General features: G+C 52.2%; 14 protein-coding genes and 1 pseudogene. 4 read left to right on the forward strand and 11 right to left on the reverse strand.

Annotation, left to right across the window (positions count from 1 at the left end; genetic code table 11):
• Nucleotides 1-3: 3 nt before the first annotated feature.
• The 5 genes and pseudogenes from NSS88_RS00725 to NSS88_RS00745 form a co-directional block, all read right to left on the reverse strand.
• Nucleotides 4-149 (reverse strand): annotated as a pseudogene (locus NSS88_RS00725) (MBL fold metallo-hydrolase); the annotation flags it as partial.
• Nucleotides 150-735: 586 nt separating this feature from the next.
• On the reverse strand, nucleotides 736-1,623 hold the full coding sequence (locus NSS88_RS00730; RefSeq protein WP_055358982.1) for a sulfite exporter TauE/SafE family protein: 888 nt from the start codon (nucleotides 1,621-1,623) through the stop codon (nucleotides 736-738).
• 263 nt (nucleotides 1,624-1,886) lie between these two features.
• Complete coding sequence (gene glnA, locus NSS88_RS00735) at nucleotides 1,887-3,245, reverse strand: type I glutamate--ammonia ligase (protein WP_055358983.1); 1,359 nt, start codon at nucleotides 3,243-3,245, stop codon at nucleotides 1,887-1,889.
• A 191-nt stretch (nucleotides 3,246-3,436) separates the two neighbouring features.
• On the reverse strand, nucleotides 3,437-3,826 hold the full coding sequence (locus NSS88_RS00740) for a gamma-glutamylcyclotransferase family protein (protein WP_061580520.1): 390 nt from the start codon (nucleotides 3,824-3,826) through the stop codon (nucleotides 3,437-3,439).
• 259 nt (nucleotides 3,827-4,085) lie between these two features.
• The gene (locus NSS88_RS00745; RefSeq protein ID WP_061580519.1) at nucleotides 4,086-4,649 is read right to left on the reverse strand and encodes a thioredoxin family protein; all 564 of its coding nucleotides are present in this window, start codon (nucleotides 4,647-4,649) and stop codon (nucleotides 4,086-4,088) included.
• Nucleotides 4,650-5,030: 381 nt separating this feature from the next.
• On the opposite strand from NSS88_RS00745, the gene NSS88_RS00750 reads away from it, so the two are divergent.
• The 3 genes from NSS88_RS00750 to NSS88_RS00760 all read left to right on the forward strand — a co-directional run bounded on the left by NSS88_RS00750 (nucleotide 5,031) and on the right by NSS88_RS00760 (nucleotide 7,709).
• Nucleotides 5,031-6,035 carry an LLM class flavin-dependent oxidoreductase gene (locus NSS88_RS00750; protein ID WP_033016728.1) on the forward strand — a complete coding sequence of 335 codons (1,005 nt, stop codon included), beginning with the start codon at nucleotides 5,031-5,033 and terminating at the stop codon, nucleotides 6,033-6,035.
• A 4-nt stretch (nucleotides 6,036-6,039) separates the two neighbouring features.
• Entirely contained in the window at nucleotides 6,040-6,687 is a 648-nt protein-coding gene (locus NSS88_RS00755) for an MOSC domain-containing protein (RefSeq protein ID WP_061580518.1), read from the forward strand.
• A gap of 143 nt (nucleotides 6,688-6,830) precedes the next feature.
• Nucleotides 6,831-7,709, forward strand: coding sequence for an IS982-like element ISGsp1 family transposase (locus NSS88_RS00760; protein ID WP_289493462.1), 879 nt, complete (start codon nucleotides 6,831-6,833; stop codon nucleotides 7,707-7,709).
• Between the two features lie 494 nt (nucleotides 7,710-8,203).
• On the opposite strand, the gene NSS88_RS00765 is transcribed toward NSS88_RS00760, so the two are convergent.
• Genes NSS88_RS00765 through NSS88_RS00775 form a run of 3 tightly spaced genes read right to left on the reverse strand, consistent with a single transcriptional unit; the run spans nucleotide 8,204 to nucleotide 12,185 of the window.
• On the reverse strand, nucleotides 8,204-9,307 hold the full coding sequence (locus tag NSS88_RS00765) for a GerAB/ArcD/ProY family transporter (RefSeq protein ID WP_341082506.1): 1,104 nt from the start codon (nucleotides 9,305-9,307) through the stop codon (nucleotides 8,204-8,206).
• 53 nt (nucleotides 9,308-9,360) lie between these two features.
• Entirely contained in the window at nucleotides 9,361-10,563 is a 1,203-nt protein-coding gene (locus NSS88_RS00770; RefSeq protein WP_341082507.1) for a Ger(x)C family spore germination protein, read from the reverse strand.
• Nucleotides 10,560-12,185 (reverse strand): spore germination protein, encoded by a 1,626-nt coding sequence (locus NSS88_RS00775; RefSeq protein WP_341082508.1) that lies wholly within the window; start codon nucleotides 12,183-12,185, stop codon nucleotides 10,560-10,562. Before NSS88_RS00775 ends, NSS88_RS00770 begins: the two co-directional genes overlap by 4 nt.
• Nucleotides 12,186-12,310: 125 nt before the next feature.
• On the opposite strand from NSS88_RS00775, the gene NSS88_RS00780 reads away from it, so the two are divergent.
• On the forward strand, nucleotides 12,311-12,538 hold the full coding sequence (locus NSS88_RS00780) for a hypothetical protein (RefSeq protein ID WP_341082510.1): 228 nt from the start codon (nucleotides 12,311-12,313) through the stop codon (nucleotides 12,536-12,538).
• Nucleotides 12,539-12,607: 69 nt separating this feature from the next.
• Here NSS88_RS00780 and NSS88_RS00785 read toward each other — a convergent pair whose 3' ends face one another.
• The 3 genes from NSS88_RS00785 to NSS88_RS00795 are packed head-to-tail and all read right to left on the reverse strand — an operon-like array spanning nucleotide 12,608 to nucleotide 15,562.
• A complete protein-coding gene (locus NSS88_RS00785) occupies nucleotides 12,608-14,314 on the reverse strand; it encodes an ABC transporter permease (protein ID WP_055358637.1) in 1,707 nt (568 codons plus the stop codon).
• Nucleotides 14,289-15,188 (reverse strand): ABC transporter ATP-binding protein, encoded by a 900-nt coding sequence (locus NSS88_RS00790; RefSeq protein WP_049626705.1) that lies wholly within the window; start codon nucleotides 15,186-15,188, stop codon nucleotides 14,289-14,291. Before NSS88_RS00790 ends, NSS88_RS00785 begins: the two co-directional genes overlap by 26 nt.
• On the reverse strand, nucleotides 15,185-15,562 hold the full coding sequence (locus tag NSS88_RS00795; protein ID WP_061567361.1) for a GntR family transcriptional regulator: 378 nt from the start codon (nucleotides 15,560-15,562) through the stop codon (nucleotides 15,185-15,187). The genes NSS88_RS00790 and NSS88_RS00795 overlap by 4 nt, the downstream gene beginning before the upstream one ends.
• Between the last annotated feature and the right edge of the window lie 6 nt (nucleotides 15,563-15,568).

The following is a 15,568-nucleotide window of genomic DNA, read 5'->3' on the forward strand; positions in this document are numbered from 1 at the left end:
TTGGGTGACGATGATATAGCGAATATCAGACGGATCAATATAAAACGCTTTCAACCCAGCAAGCAATACGGCACCGACGGGCTTGGCCCTGTTTCCACGATCGCCAAGTTCTCTTCGTGAAGCACGTATGTACCGGTGCGCCGCGGCATGCGCAAATCATACAAATCGATGAGTGAAATGCGGCGGCCGAGATCAAGCGGCTGTGCCTTGTTCCCTCTCCCCCTTTGGTTGATGATGCCGAATATTTTAACTTCCCTCCGAAAGAAGTCTCCTACTTCTAAACGTGAAGGTGCGCCAGCACCAGTGAAAGTGGGAGATGAATTTCGGTTGGCGTTAGCCAACGAATAGGATAGAATATGGCTAGAACGGACACCTTCGGAACGAAGGGAAGCGTAAAGGGTTCTTGTGTGTGGCTTACCGTTCAGCGAACACACACAAGTCGCTTGAAGCCCCCACCTCTAAGCGAAGCGTAGGTGGTGGGTAGTTCACCATAGAAACCGGCTTCCCGCTACAGGGGTTGATAAAAAAGCAGCCCCTGCCCAGAGGGCAAGAGCCACCTTCTCGTTTCAACTGTCGTCAACGGGGCAACAACTGCTCCGCGCGCTATTTTTGAGGGCAGGCGCTGTCGACCGTTGCCCTTTGCAGCACGAACAAGCTCCCTGATGCTCAACCCGATCGCATCCAACGCTGCCGCCAACGGAAAGACACTGTCGTTTGCCAAGCGCCCCCTAATGCTTACGACGCCAACTCCCTGCCAGTCGCCTTTCCTTTCCGTCCATTTCTGATCGCCACCCATACTGCCGCCGCCCAGCCGATGACGATGAGGCCGTACACAGCAGGATAAACCGGCGCCGGGGCTTCCCAAGCGTGCAGAAGCGTGCGAACGTTTGTCAAAATAATCAATCCGCCAACCAACACTCCAAGCAAATGGGACGGCAGTTTACGCACAAGCCAAGCCGCGATCGGCGCAGCGATGACCCCGCCAGCCATGAGCGTCAGCACCCAGTGCCAGTTCACTTGCTCCCAACCAAGCGAAATGACGAATCCGAGCGTCGCCGACAGCGCGACGGCAAATTCGGATGTATCGACGGTGCCGACCACCTTGCGCGCTTCCGTGCTTTTATTGGCCAACAACACCGGCGTCGCAATCGGCCCCCATCCTCCACCGCCGGTCGCATCAAGGAAGCCAGCCACCAATCCGAGAGGGACGAGCTGCTTATTGGACCACTGTTTTCCGGGCGTCGACGGCGCACGTCCGTTCAACACTAAAAATCGATAAATAATGTAAAAACCAAGCGCCAACAAAAACAAGGATACATATGGTTTAATCAAATCTCCCGGCAAGTTGCTTAAAAAGCAGGCTCCGACAAACGCGCCGACCGACCCGGGAATGATGAGCCTAAAGGCCATGCGGCGGTCGATGTTGCCGAACTTCCAATGGGAAACGCCAGATGCCGCCGTCGTCACCACTTCCGCCAAATGAACGGACGCCGAGGCGACGGCCGGAGCAACGCCGAACGTCAATAACAACGTCGACGACGTGAGGCCATACGCCATTCCAAGCGAGCCGTCAATCAGCTGGGCGATAAATCCTACAAACACAAAAACGATCAGTTTTTTCATTGGTTTCCCTCCGTTTGCAATGGTTGAGCGCGTTACTTATAATTTAAATCTCATTATTCATAGATGTCAACTATGAATTTAAAAAATAAAAAAATGCAGTCATCTTTTCCTCCCCACGCGCAAGATGACGTTGCGAACACCGACGGCTTGGCGGCCGACGGGCGGAAGGCGCCGCGCGGCCGTCCATCAAGACAAACAGCCGCCTGCAGAAAAAAGGCGCCCCGAATATGGCGACGGGGCACCTTTTGGATGGTGGCTTTCGATCAGAACTTTCCTTGATACCGCTCGACTTCCCAAGCATGAACCGCCGTGCGGTAGCTGTTCCATTCGTCTTTTTTCATCGCGACGTATTCGTTGAATACGTGCTCGCCAAGCGTCGCGCGGCCGATTTCTCCGCTTTCTAGCGCTGCGATGGCCTCGCCCAAGTTTTCCGGCAAGTTGTCAATGCCAAGCTCCGCACGTCGTTCTTCCGACATATGGAAGATGTCTTCATCAATCGGCGCCGGAGCGGTTAACCCTTTTTCGACACCGTCAAGGCCAGCGGCAGCGATGATGGCATACGCCAAATACGGATTCGCCGACGGATCCGGGCAACGGAGCTCAACGCGCGTCGCAACGCCGCGTTTGGCCGGAATGCGGATGAGCGCCGAACGGTTGGAAGCGGACCAAGCGATGTAGCAAGGCGCTTCATACCCTGGCACAAGCCGTTTGTACGAGTTGACAAGCGGGTTCGTAACCGCCGCGAAGTGTTTTACGTTTTTCAGCAAGCCCGCGATGAATTGGTACGCTGTTTCTGACAACTGGTTCGCATCGTTCGGATCAAAGAACGCATTTTCCCCATCTTTGAAGAGGGAAATGTTGACATGCATGCCTGAACCGTTGATGCCAAACACCGGTTTTGGCATAAACGTCGCATGGAGGCCGAACTTGCTGGCAATCGTTTTGACAACCCATTTGTACGTCGTCGCATTGTCAGCCGCACCGAGCGCATCGGCATATTTGAAGTTGATCTCATGCTGGCCTTCCGCCACTTCATGGTGCGACGCTTCAATCGTAAAGCCCATCGCTTTTAAGGCGCGGTAAATTTCAAGGCGAACGCGTTCGCCCAAGTCTTTCGGAGACGGTTCGAAATAACCGCCGCCATCATGGAGCTCGAGCGTCGGATTGCCGTTTTCATCGGCTTTGAACAGGAAAAACTCCAGCTCCGGACCGACCGAGATCGTATATCCTTTTTCCGCCGCCCGCTCGATCGTTTTTTTCAGCACGTTGCGCGGGTCGCCTTCAAACAGCGTGCCGTCCGGATTGGTCACCGAGCAGAGAAAGCGCGCTTCCGCATAGCCTTCCTCGACCGTCCACGGCAAAACAGCAAACGTATTCAAATCCGGAAGAAGATACAAGTCGGAACGGTTGATCGGCGAGAAGCCTTTGATCGACGAACCATCAAACATGATTTTCCCTTCGACAACATCATCAAGCTGTTCAGCCGTCACGGTCACGTGCTTTAAGATCCCTTCAATGTCGACAAACTGCAAATGAAGAAGTTCAACGTTCTTTTGTTGGATCGTTTCTTTAATTTGTTCGAGCAATCCCGTTTGGGTGGAGGAAACGAACGTTTTTGACATGTCACATTACCTCACATTCGTACGTTTATTTTTCTAACATGCTTTTATTATAGAAAAAGAGTGGCCGTTTGGCAACACTTTTTTAGCAATTTTTCTGTATTTTTATAACGATTTTTTGCAATCGTTTTCATATTCATGTAAAAAATAAACAGCCCAGAGGATGACCGTTCCTCACAGGCTGTTTCTAGATGTTACATTTTCTCCTCACGCCGCCGCCATGATCCGGACGGAATAAGCGGCAAGCCGGCCGCTTTTTCCGGCGGATAGACGTACACATATCCTTCGATCGGTTTACGCGCGTCGCGAACCCACACCCGTTCGTATTCGTTATCGCGCCGCCCTTCAACGTAATCCTCGAGCTCATCCATTGCCTTGAGCCCTTCTTCCGTCACCGTCAGCCACTCCCCTTCCACTTCCCCCTCTTCTCCAAGCACAAGCGCGGGGTACGGACCAACATTGTATAAGCGGCCGTTTACTTTCCCTGGACACGCGGCGCGAACGTATGGAGCGGCCACTTCATGGCTTTCTTCGCCAGTCAGCAACGTTCCATACACAAACACCCGATATCGCCCTTCCGCCATCTCCTCGTTCTCCTTTTGTTTACATAACATAAATTACGAAAACTCAAGGAAAGGAAACAAAAACAATGGAAGCCCTTCCTCTCATCCATCCTTGCCGCTCCGAGGCGGCGCCAGTGTGAATTTGTTCAGTAGATCGCGGTCACAAAAATGCCGTGCCGGCTGCACTCGCAAGCCAACGGCACGGCGGTGGCGATTCCGCAACGAACGAATGATGCTTTTTCCATCATACCCGCTTCACAATGAAAAGTCAAGCACATTGTTACAGTGCTTGTTTCCATTTAATGCTGCAGCCGATGCTCGGCTTCTGCTTTTCCGGCACCGGGCGGCCCTCCAACAAAGCATCCAGCGCGGTGCGGATCGACTCCCCGGTGACCGGGATGCCGTTGTTCGGGCGCGAGTCGTCCAACTGGCCCCGGTAGACGCATTTCAGATCCCGGTCGAAAATGTAAAAGTCCGGGGTGCAAGCGGCGTCGTATGCTTTCGCCACCTCTTGCGTCTCATCGTACAAATACGGAAACGGATAGCCGAGCTCTTCCGCCACCTTTTTCATGTTTTCGGGTGAATCTTCTGGATACTGTTCCGCATCGTTGGAGTTGATGGCGACAAACGACACCCCTTTGGGCATATAATCGTTCGCGAGGCGAACAAGCTCGTGCTGGACATGCTTGACAAATGGGCAGTGATTGCAAATGAACATAATGACAGTTGCGACGTCCGATTTCACATCCTCAAGACAAACGACGTTGCCATCGATGACATTCGTGAGGGCAAACGGGGGCGCTTGTTTGCCAAGCGGAAACATATTCGATTCGACAGCTGGCATCAACAACACCCTTTCTCCAATATTTTCTTTCATTATATCAAAAGGAAGGCGGGTGTCACAAATCCAGCGCCCAAACCGAACTGCACAGCTCGGCATATGATGCCACATAGACGACGGAAAGGAGGCGTTTGTGCATTGATTTATATGAATAAACACATGACCCCGCGCGTGTACGGGCCAGCTGCCGCACCGCCCGCATCCCACCCGATGTTTTATTATCGCCGCACTGCCGCGCATCTTGACGGGATTGGCCGATCCGCCGACGGCGGATCGGTTTTTGCTAGACGGGTGGACAAATGAATGGACAAACCGAAACAAAACAGCGCATAATAGAAACTAATCATTATTTCCACCGCTGCGGCGGAAGAAGGGGGAATCGCAATGGCGCTGCAACTGAGCGTCCTCGACCAGTCGCCGATCGCCGAAGGCATGACGGCAGAAGAAGCGCTCGAGAACACCGTCAAGCTCGCCCAACACGTTGAGCAGCTCGGCTATAAGCGGTTTTGGGTGTCGGAACACCACGATACAAACAGCCTTGCCGGTTCGTCGCCGGAAGTGCTGCTCGGACACATCGGAGCGAAAACGTCGCGCATCCGCATCGGCTCAGGCGGCGTGATGCTGCCGCATTACAGCCCGTACAAGGTGGCGGAAAACTTCCATGTGCTTGCCGGCCTTCATCCCGGCCGCGTCGATCTCGGCATCGGGCGGGCACCCGGCGGCATGCCGCGGGCGACGATGGCGCTCCAAGACGGCCGGCCGCGTTCAGCGGATCGCTATCGGGAGCAAATCGATGACTTGCTTGGGTATTTGCACGATGCGCTTCCGCCCGTCCACCCGCTTTATGGCGTCAAGGCGACGCCGATCGTGCAGTCCCCGCCGGAACTATGGCTGCTCGGCTCCAGTTCGGAAACGGCGAAGCTGGCAGCCGATAAAGGGCTGCCGTACGTGTTCGCCCAGTTTATCAACGGGGAAGGCGGCGAACATTATATGCGGCTGTACCGCGACCGGTTTGTTCCATCGCCGTATTTGGCCGAGCCGCGCGGAATGGTCGCGGTGTTTGCAATTTGCGCCGAAACGGATGAAAAAGCGGAATGGATCGCCGGCAGCCTTGATCTGTCGCTTCTTATGATCGAGCAAGGGATGGCGCTGAACGGCACGCCAAGCCCGGAAAAAGCGGCTGCGTATCCGTACAGCCCGTATGAGCGCAAACGGGTGGAAGACAACCGGCGGCGGATGATCGTCGGCAGTCCGACGCGCGTCAAAGACAAGCTGTATCGGCTGAGCGAAACGTATGAAACAGAGGAAATCATGCTCGTGACGATTACATACGACTTCGAGGATAAACTCGCAAGCTTCCGGCTCATCGCCGAGGCGGTATGGGGGTGAACCAATGCGAATTGTTTCAATTAATGTCGGAAAGCCGAAAACAATAGAGGTAAATGGCGAGCGGCTAGTGACCGGCATTCACAAAACGCCGGTCGCTCATCCCGTTGCGGTCGGCAAACAAAACTTGGCTGGAGATGGACAAGCTGACCTCGTCCATCACGGAGGAGAAGATAAAGCGATTTGCGCCTATCCGTCCGAGCATTTCGTCTATTGGGAAGAGCGATACGGCCGCCCATTTACGGCGGGGGCGTTTGGCGAAAACTGGACGCTTCTCGGGTTGACGGAAGACGATGTATGTCTTGGCGACATTTATGCCGCCGGCACAGCGCTCGTACAAGTGTCACAGCCGCGCCAGCCGTGCTCCAAATTGGCGTTCAAACATCAGCTGCCCGATTTGCCGAAAGCCGTCTGCCAGACAGGAAAAAGCGGGTTTTATTTCCGCGTCTTGCAAGAAGGCGTCGTCGAGCCGGGCGCGCCGCTCGTTCTCGTCGAACGGGGCGTGGGGGCGCTGTCCATCGCGTATATCAATCACATTTACTATCATGAGCGCGACAATGCTGCTGCCATGAAGCAAATCGCCAGCCATCCGGCCTTATCCGCAAGCTGGCGCGAAACGTTTCAAAAGCGGCTCGCCGATCGGCCCCGGCCGTAAAGCACAAAGCGGCGGAAATGACTAACAAAATATCTTTATACCCGTGGTGCTAGATAAACTTGATCAAGCATAAAAATAGCCCTTGCTGGCGGATCTCCAGTAGAATGAAAGTGTCACCCAACATTCGAAAGGAGAGATCCCCCATGCAAGAGCACTTTCATTTTACTACAGATCCAGCCAAACTTCAAAAACAATATGCCGCTATTTTCTGTTTTGTTTCTGCCCAACTGTCGTTGATTCAAATGTATCTTCATCGCCGCAACCGTCACTTGGTCAAGCAAGAAGACGAAGTGGTCATGGCGGTTCACCTTTTGGGGAAGCTGCTGGGCTTTTCTTCCGAACGAGCCTGGCATCGTTTTGTCACGGGAAATTTGTTCACAAACGGCTCGTTTCTTGAACGCTCCCGATACAACCGCCGCTGCCGGGCGCTTGGTTTCGCCATCAAATGGATCCGTCATGAGCTGGCGAAACGTGGCCAACACCATGCTTATGCGGTCGTCGACAGCTTGCCTCTTCCGTTGTGCCATCCCGCAAGAATGCAGCGCGTCAAGCGATTTCGAGGGATCGCGGATATGGGGTATTGTGCTTCCAAAAAGCAATGGTACTACGGTTTCAAGCTGCATCTTCAAGTGACCAATCAAGGGCTGGCCATGGGCTATGTCGTGACGGAAGCGTCCTGCCACGACGTCAAAGCCGCTGAAACGGTGATGACTCAAATCCCTCATCCCTACAACTTTGGGGACAAAGGGTACATCAGCCGCGCTCTTCGAGAAAAGCTGTACGAAGAACACCAAGCCGCGTTCTGGACACCGTCTCGACACAATCAAAAGCACGGCCCATCCAAGGCATGGGAAGAATGGATCAGGAAAAAACGCAAAGTCATCGAGACGGTGTTTTCGATTCTCGTAGACCAATACCGGATCACCGACATTCGAGCGAATTCCATGGCCGGGTTTGAAGTGGCACTCGATGGCATCTTGTTGGCTTATTCCTTGGTCACACTAGGGCTGGTTGAGCGCTGACGCTCAACTAGCACCACGGGTATATATATAGACTCCCATGACAAAAAAATTTCGTCACCATCGGAAGGATGAAAACAACCTTCTGTCGAATGGTCTCCTTGCAGCTGGGGTCATGAGGTCGTTGTATCTATGGTACGTAAAAGTCCGATATATAGACGGACCCCAGTAGTCTGGTGCACTACGGAATGTCGCTCCTTTGGAATCAAATTCCGAAGGCTAGGCGGATTCCGTTTTTTTATCTTAAATGGTGTTTTCAGGATAGATGCAACGAAGAAGTTTAACATATCCTTGACAGAAAAGCGGTTTGTCCATTTTCGACTGTCGAAGGCAAGCCACAGACTTCTCCGTCACGCCAAGGCGTGACGGGAGACCGAACAACCACCTGCTTCACAGCCCCATATATGGGGCTGGAAGCGGCGTTGTTCGGTCGCCTGACAGTCGATAAAAGCTACAAATGGTAAATCTTCAAATTGCATCTATATAGTCCGTTTTTCTTATTTTGCTGATTGTCCAAACCGCCGGCGAATCGCCGCAATCACAAGCAAGAGCACCGGAATGATGATTTGCATCGGGATGTGCAGATAGAACGTGACAATCTTTAATCCTTCATGAATATGTTCCCAGTAGTTGCTGGCCATCGCCACTGACCACAATAAGACAAGCACCCCAAACGCATAAACAAGCCGCTGGTGGTTCGAAAACCCGAATACATGAGCCACCCCCACGATGCCGGCATAAAAAAAGATGGAGACTTTAAAAAACCCCTCGATCACTAGAGCGACCATAAAAAAGACATCAAGCCGCTCTAAAAAGTGAGCGACTCGAATGCAGCGGATCGTATCGAGCAACGGAAACGATGAACGTGACACCGCATCAGCTCCTAAGACGGCCGTATTAACGACCATAATGATCGCCAGGTTGATCCCGGTCAACACCATCCCGGCAACGGCGGCCCGCCGCGCTTTTTCCGGACGATTCAAGTATGGAAACAGCATGGTAAACACGATCATTTCGCCAAACGGCACGTACAACGTTTCCGTGAACACCGTTTTCCACACCCGTTTCCACCCTTCCTCTAACACCGGTTGGAGCTGGGTGAGATCAACAACTCCGGAAGCGATAACTAAGATGAATCCAACAACTGCCAGTATATGCAACAACGTATAAAGCAGTTCGCCGGTGCGTGCCAATACTTCAATGCCTTTATAGGCGCCGTACATGACCGTCATAGCCATAAGGGCATTCAAAACAAACAGCGGCGTTTCCGGATAGGCAAACGTGAGCAACAGTTCGCCAAAATCACGCAACACACGGGCGGCGATATGAAAAAAATAGGTAATATAGAGAACTGCCAACACCTTGCCGAGCGGCTTACCGACGATATGTGTCACATAGGAAGTCAGCGGCTGATCGGGATAATAATGAAACAAACGCTCATAAACCAAAATCAGAAATAGCCCAAGAACCAGACTGAGCAAAATGGCGATCCACGCATCTTGCTTGGCGCTGGCGCCGAGCGGAATGACTATCGCACTGCCATGCTCAAACAATACGATCAGGACAAACAGCTGGCGCATATTGATTTTACTATGTTCCATCTCGCTCCATCGCTCCTCACGCTACCGTATCCAAGTTTTTAAGCCGAAAACGCTTATTTGATATATGGCGTATTCCGCAATCCCGTGCGTCGAATGGAAGCATCCACTTTCACTGTCACCGGAAGATGAGGGAAATAGCGGTCATCCCACTCTTTTTTGATTCTTTTCCACAGGCGGGGGTGGGCGCGATGCACCGCCTCGCCAAAACCAAAAACATCCGTTTTTTCATGCTGGGCCGTTTCAATCGCCTGTCTCACTTCCCGTTCAATATCCCGACCAATCGCCTTTTCCAATTGAAACAATAATCGGTAATCAGCCAAATTGATCGGGACGTACGTCTCACTGATATCCCCTTCTGTTTGGATATGAACCAAAATGGAAGGATGGCCGTTTTTCAATTCCACTTTTAACCTCGTTGTCACTCCCATCGCTCGATAACCAATCGCTTCTTTTTTTCCTTTCCATGGGATCGTAATATTCGTTTCTTTGATTCGATCCAACACCCAAAGCACGCCTCGTTCCGTTGAGCCGTTCACCCAGCGAACAAGACGGTCTTTTTTAAATAACGCCAGCCCATCCAAGCTGATGCGAGCATCTGGCACAGAGGATTGAACGTTTGTTTGCCGTTTGCCCCGCTGTGTGTTTCCTTCAATGACAACACCCGTCAAGACTATATTTTTTCCTGAAGATGTAAAATCACGAATCACTTCCCAGACATCAGTGCTGATTGTCTGCCCCAAGGCCATCTCGGAAAACTCCAACGTCTTAATAATTTGATTGGCGGGAATTTTGTCAATGGGTGTTAATACGCTTAACACCTCTTTCGCTGAGTGGCCATGAGCAATAACCAGCTTCGTTGTCGTCCGAAACTCTTGATTCCGTTCTATCGCATCGAATACCCCATTCAACCCTTGGCGTGCCAATTCCTCGCTGATGACCACCAAGTTGGTATGAGCGTAATACAGGATGCGCGACAACTTTTTCGAGGCTTTCCGGCTTGCCTCGACCAATGTGTCTCCGGTCGACGTATAAACGGAAATGGGCACGCCGCCCGCCCCGCCTCCTCGTTGGAGCGCTCCCGCAACGTTGCCCGGGTTGACGACTTGAAACGAGGCCAAATATCTGCCGTCTTTTGTTTTATCGAGGCCGACGGCAATGACAACGGACAAATAGGTTAACTCTTTTTTACTCCAACAGCCAGCCAGCAACACCGCACAAACAAAAAAGGACACAAACATGGCGATAGATCGTTTCATGATTCATCCTCCTTTTCCTGGCGTGTTGGTGCCGGAGGCTGCGGTTTCTGATCCCCTGATTGGCGAATGATATTTTTCTGATTAATCAGGCGCGGCCGCTCGCGGTACATCCATGTCGGAATCCGAAAGAGGGTATCGCCTACATTGGTTGAAATAAATGGAGCAAGCGGCGACATGTATGGCATGCCAAATGAACGCAAGCTGCATAAATGGAGAATCATGATCAGCAGACCCATTATAATGCCATAAAACCCGAACATCGCCGCTAAAAACATCAACCCAAAGCGGATGAGGCGTGCTGAGATGGCGATGGCAAACGCCGGCGTTGCAAAGCTGGCAATCGCGGTGATCGAGACAACGATAACCATGGCCGATGAAACAAAACCGGCATCGATCGCCACCTCACCGATGACAAGCGCCCCGACAATCGACACCGCTTGCCCGACCACACGCGGCAGCCGAATCCCCGCTTCGCGCAAAATCTCAAATGTCACTTCCATGATTAATGCCTCGACAAAAGTGGGAAACGGCACAGCCTCACGCTGGGCGGCAATGGTGATGACAAGCTGAGTTGGGATCATTTCTTGATGGAACGTCGTCGCAGCAATATACATAGAGGGCGCGACGAGCGAGAGAAAAAAAATCAATACGCGCAAAAGGCGAAGAGCAGTGGCGATATCAAAACGGGCATAATAATCCTCTACCGCTTGAAAAAATTGGATAAACAAAACCGGCACAATCAGGATAAACGGCGTCCCCTGAATCAAAATCGCAATCCGCCCCTCCAGCAAATTCGCCGCCACCACATCGGGACGCTCGGTATGGTAGATCGTCGGAAATGTCGTAAACGTTTGATCTTCGATTAACTGTTCAATATAACCGGACTCAAGCACGCTGTCCGTATCAATGCGGCGCAGGCGCGCTCTCACTTCCTCGATAACCTCGTCATTGGCAATGCCTTTGATGTACATGATCGCGACATCCGTTTGCGTCACGGTGCCGATTTGCATCGTTTCCAGCCAAAGATTGGGATTTTTAATGCGGCGGCGGATCATCGCGGTGTTTGCGCGCAACGACTCCGTAAATCCCTCGCGCGGCCCGCGGACGGCGAGTTGCGTCTGTGGCTCCTCGATTGCACGATATTGGCCGCCTTTGGTGCTGGCGCTGACAGCGGACGGCACCCCATCCAACAAGATGATGGTCTCTCCGGAAAACAGCTCCAAAAACAGGTGTTCCCAATCGATGACATGCTTCACACCGCCCACCGCGGCCAACTTTTGTTCGATCCACGGAAACGATTCTTTTTCTGTTAATGACAGTGGAAATGACGCCTCTAGCAACGGCGTTAGCAAAAACTCGTACACATGTTTTTCGTCAACAAGACCATCCACAAAGACGATGGCTGCATTGATTTGCTTCTCTTGGCCAAGCGAAAACCGGCGGATGACAACATCGCTGCTTTGTCCAGTCGTTTGGCGGATGATGTCAAGGTTGACGGCTAATTCAGCTGACATCGGCTCTTGCGGGACGTCCGTTGCCTCGCCGCTATGGTCCGGTCCTTCTTGTTTCACCCTGTCATTGATCTGCTTTTTTTGTCGGCCCATTCCCCATTGAAACAGCATGTTTTTCCTCCTCACTCCGCTTCCTTTTTATCCCTCATTATGGACACGAAATCGGGAGGGTATACGCCCGTGCATCGGTTTTGAATCAATAGCAAAAACTAAAGAAAAACAGCAGGTGGAACGCCATGAAACTAATTGTTGTTTGGCTGATGTTTGCCTTGCTCGCCATAGGAACGATGGTAAGCATGGATCAGTTGATGGGGATGACCTTGCATCAATCGTTGCATATCGTGCTGAATCCCTTTCGGGCAATGGAAATGCCGGAACTATTTATTTTATCCTTGTTCATTTTTTTTCTGTTGCTCGATCTATTGAACGTTTGGATGTGGAAACGAAAAAACAAAACGTCTTGACCAACAGCCGGTGGAAAAAAGAGGAAGGTGCCCCAAAAGCAACGGGACACCTTTTCTCTTCATCGGGCGTTACCTTTTCTGTATTTGCTCCCAATGATGCCGTTGTTGCAACCACTCGCGAACATGGGTGCTGTGTGAAGACAAGGGAACGGTAAACGAATCGCCGTCGCTTTGCAGCAATTCAATATCCCCCTGCCATGTTCTCCCCCCGCGGATGATGTCCTCCACCGGCTCATTCCACAAATCTTGTTTGAGCGCCTGGACAAACGACTCGATCTCCTTCGGCTCGGCCAGCACGACCACCGGACGCCCCGTTTCGACATTGCGGATCGTCACTTGGCGGATCGGAGAATAGCTCGGGCGAAGGAGCAAATAATATTGCTGCTTATATTCGTTTGAACCCATGATGCGCTGAAAATACGGCATGTACGGTTCAATCGGCACTTCGTAGCGGCGGAGGAGACGCGTGCCGTCTTTGAGCACATAGCCGATCACAATCACGTTGCCAAAACGTGACAGGAGCGGCTGATCGTGCACAAGCTGCGCATGAAGCGCCCTGACAGCTTTGATGTTGTCCTTCGTGCGCAAAAACTGATCGAATGCTTCAAACTCTCTTTCCATCAAGTTAGGATTTTGCCAATTCATCACCGACTGGCCGAAATAGACTTTCTCAATATCGGACAAATTCGGAACGTGTCTCACATATCCAACCGGATCAAGGCGCACAGTCAAAAATAAGACCGACATCACAGCGGCAAAGGCGATATACCCTTTCCATTTATGAAAAACACGCCATGTTTTCATCACGACCATTTGCGCAACGGCATACCCGATAAGCGAAAACGCAACATACCCAAAGATGATCCATCCCCACTGCCGTTGGACTTGTCCAAAGTAGAACCCGCCGGTCAAGCACATGCAAAGCGCCACTCCATACACAAACAGCGGGCGAAGCACTGAAAAGGCGAGCGCCTGTCCGGCCGCTTCCGTCGGCCGCCGCTCGTACAACCAAATGGACACCCCGAAAAACAGAAGCGACAACAGCAGCAACAGTCCGGCTTCCCCCGCGCTCATCGCCTGATCCGTCAGCATCGCATAACGAATCGGCAGCGGCAGCGCCCAATCCATCAGATTTCCCGATAAATAGTACCCATCGGGGAATCCATACAACCATAACGGCAAATTGCTAAACAGCAGCACCATGATGCCTGTCGGAAAAAAGAGAGCAATATTCGTTAACACAATATGAACGATCGATTGGCCGACGAGCACGCCGACCATGACACCTAGCGCAAAAATCACCGTCTCTACGACAAGCGTCTCGCCAAGCCATCGTCCCACATCCCCCGCTCCAATCGGCCACGGGAGATCAAGTCCGTACAGACATCCGATCGCAACCAAGGCGGTCAACACGAGCGGAACCGCCAAAAAGAGCCATCCAATAAGCATCTGCCCGGCAAGCAGTTCGGTGCGGCGGATGGGCAAGCTATGGATGAAATCAGCCAACCGTTTCTCATGCATATAGCGAACCACGCCGGCCGCCGCCAAGATCGGGACAAGCCAAGCAATCAACGTCTCGAACCCGTTGGATATATCGTAAACGTCTTTCCATGGCGACACATTTCCGACTTTTGGATCATATTGCGAGTACGAAAGCCCAATCGGCAATACGATCGCCGCTAGCCATAACAGCAGATGAATGATGGCAATCCAGCCGATTTGGCGAACATTTTGCGTCCACATGGCGCGGTTAGCCGACAACCGTTTCGCGGACATCGACAACATCCCCCATTTCATACACAAAAATTTCTTCCAACGACAACGGCAAGACGTCAAGAATGAGCGGAGCAAACGAACTCACCGTCTCTTCGATGGATCGTTTCTCGCCGCGGACGACAAGAAGAACGATGCTGCCGCGCTCCTCGCGATGCACGATGTCAAGGCGTTCGGCCAACTCGCTCGGAAATCCGCCGCGAAACGCGACTTGAATTTTATGCATCCCGGCGCGCAGCTCGTTTAAATCGCGCTCCATCCGTACGGTCCCTTGCGCCATCAATCCGACGATGTCGCATAAATCTTCGAGCTCGCGCAAATTGTGCGACGAAATGACGACCGTCATCTCCCGTTCGGCCACTTCTTCTATGAGCAGCTGCTTCACATGGCGACGGACGAATACGTCGAGCCCATCAAGCGGCTCATCCATCATGAGCACGTCCGGCCGGACGGAAAAAGCAAGCCAAAACGCCGCCTGGCGCTGCATGCCTTTGGAAAACTGCTGAATCTTTTTGTTTGGATCAAGCGCAAAGACGGACTGCAATTCCAGAAACCGTCCGCGGCTGAACGAAGGGTACAGTTGCTCGTAAAAATCCGCCATTTGCCGAATTGTCGCGTGCGGAAAAAAGTAGACAAAGTCTGGCAAAAACAAAAGGCGTTGCTTGATGCGGACATTTTCCCACACATCCTCCCCGTCCACTGCAATCGTTCCGCGATCTTGGCGGAGAATGCCTGCCATCATCTTTAGCAGCGTCGTTTTTCCGGCGCCGTTCGGGCCGAGCAGCCCGTAAATCGCTCCTTTTGGCACCATCATGTTCGCGCCCTTGACAGCGGCAAATCGATCAAACATTTTCGTCACGTCCACAAGTTGAATCACGATTCTCCCTCCTCTTTCTCCCCTTCTCGAATCCATTGCCATAACTGCTCATTTGTCACCCCTAAAAACCGTGCTTCCTTGACAAGGCGGACAAACTGCTCACGGACCGCAGCGATCGCCTCGATGTTTGGTTCTTTCGAGCGCGGGGCAACGAAGCTGCCTTTCCCTGGAATCGAATAAATCCAGCCGTCGCGTTCCAGTTCGCGGTACGCTTTTTGAATCGTATTTGGGTTGATCATCAGCTGTTTCGCCATCGTCCTGACCGATGGCAGCTGATCGTGCGGCTGCCATAGTTCGCGAACGATCATTTCTTTCATTTTGTCAATCAGCTGCTCGTAAATCGGCTGGCGGCTTCGCAAATCGAGCTCAAACATCTCCCC

The organism is Geobacillus sp. FSL W8-1251, from assembly GCF_038005945.1.
Taxonomy (GTDB): domain Bacteria; phylum Bacillota; class Bacilli; order Bacillales; family Anoxybacillaceae; genus Geobacillus; species Geobacillus stearothermophilus.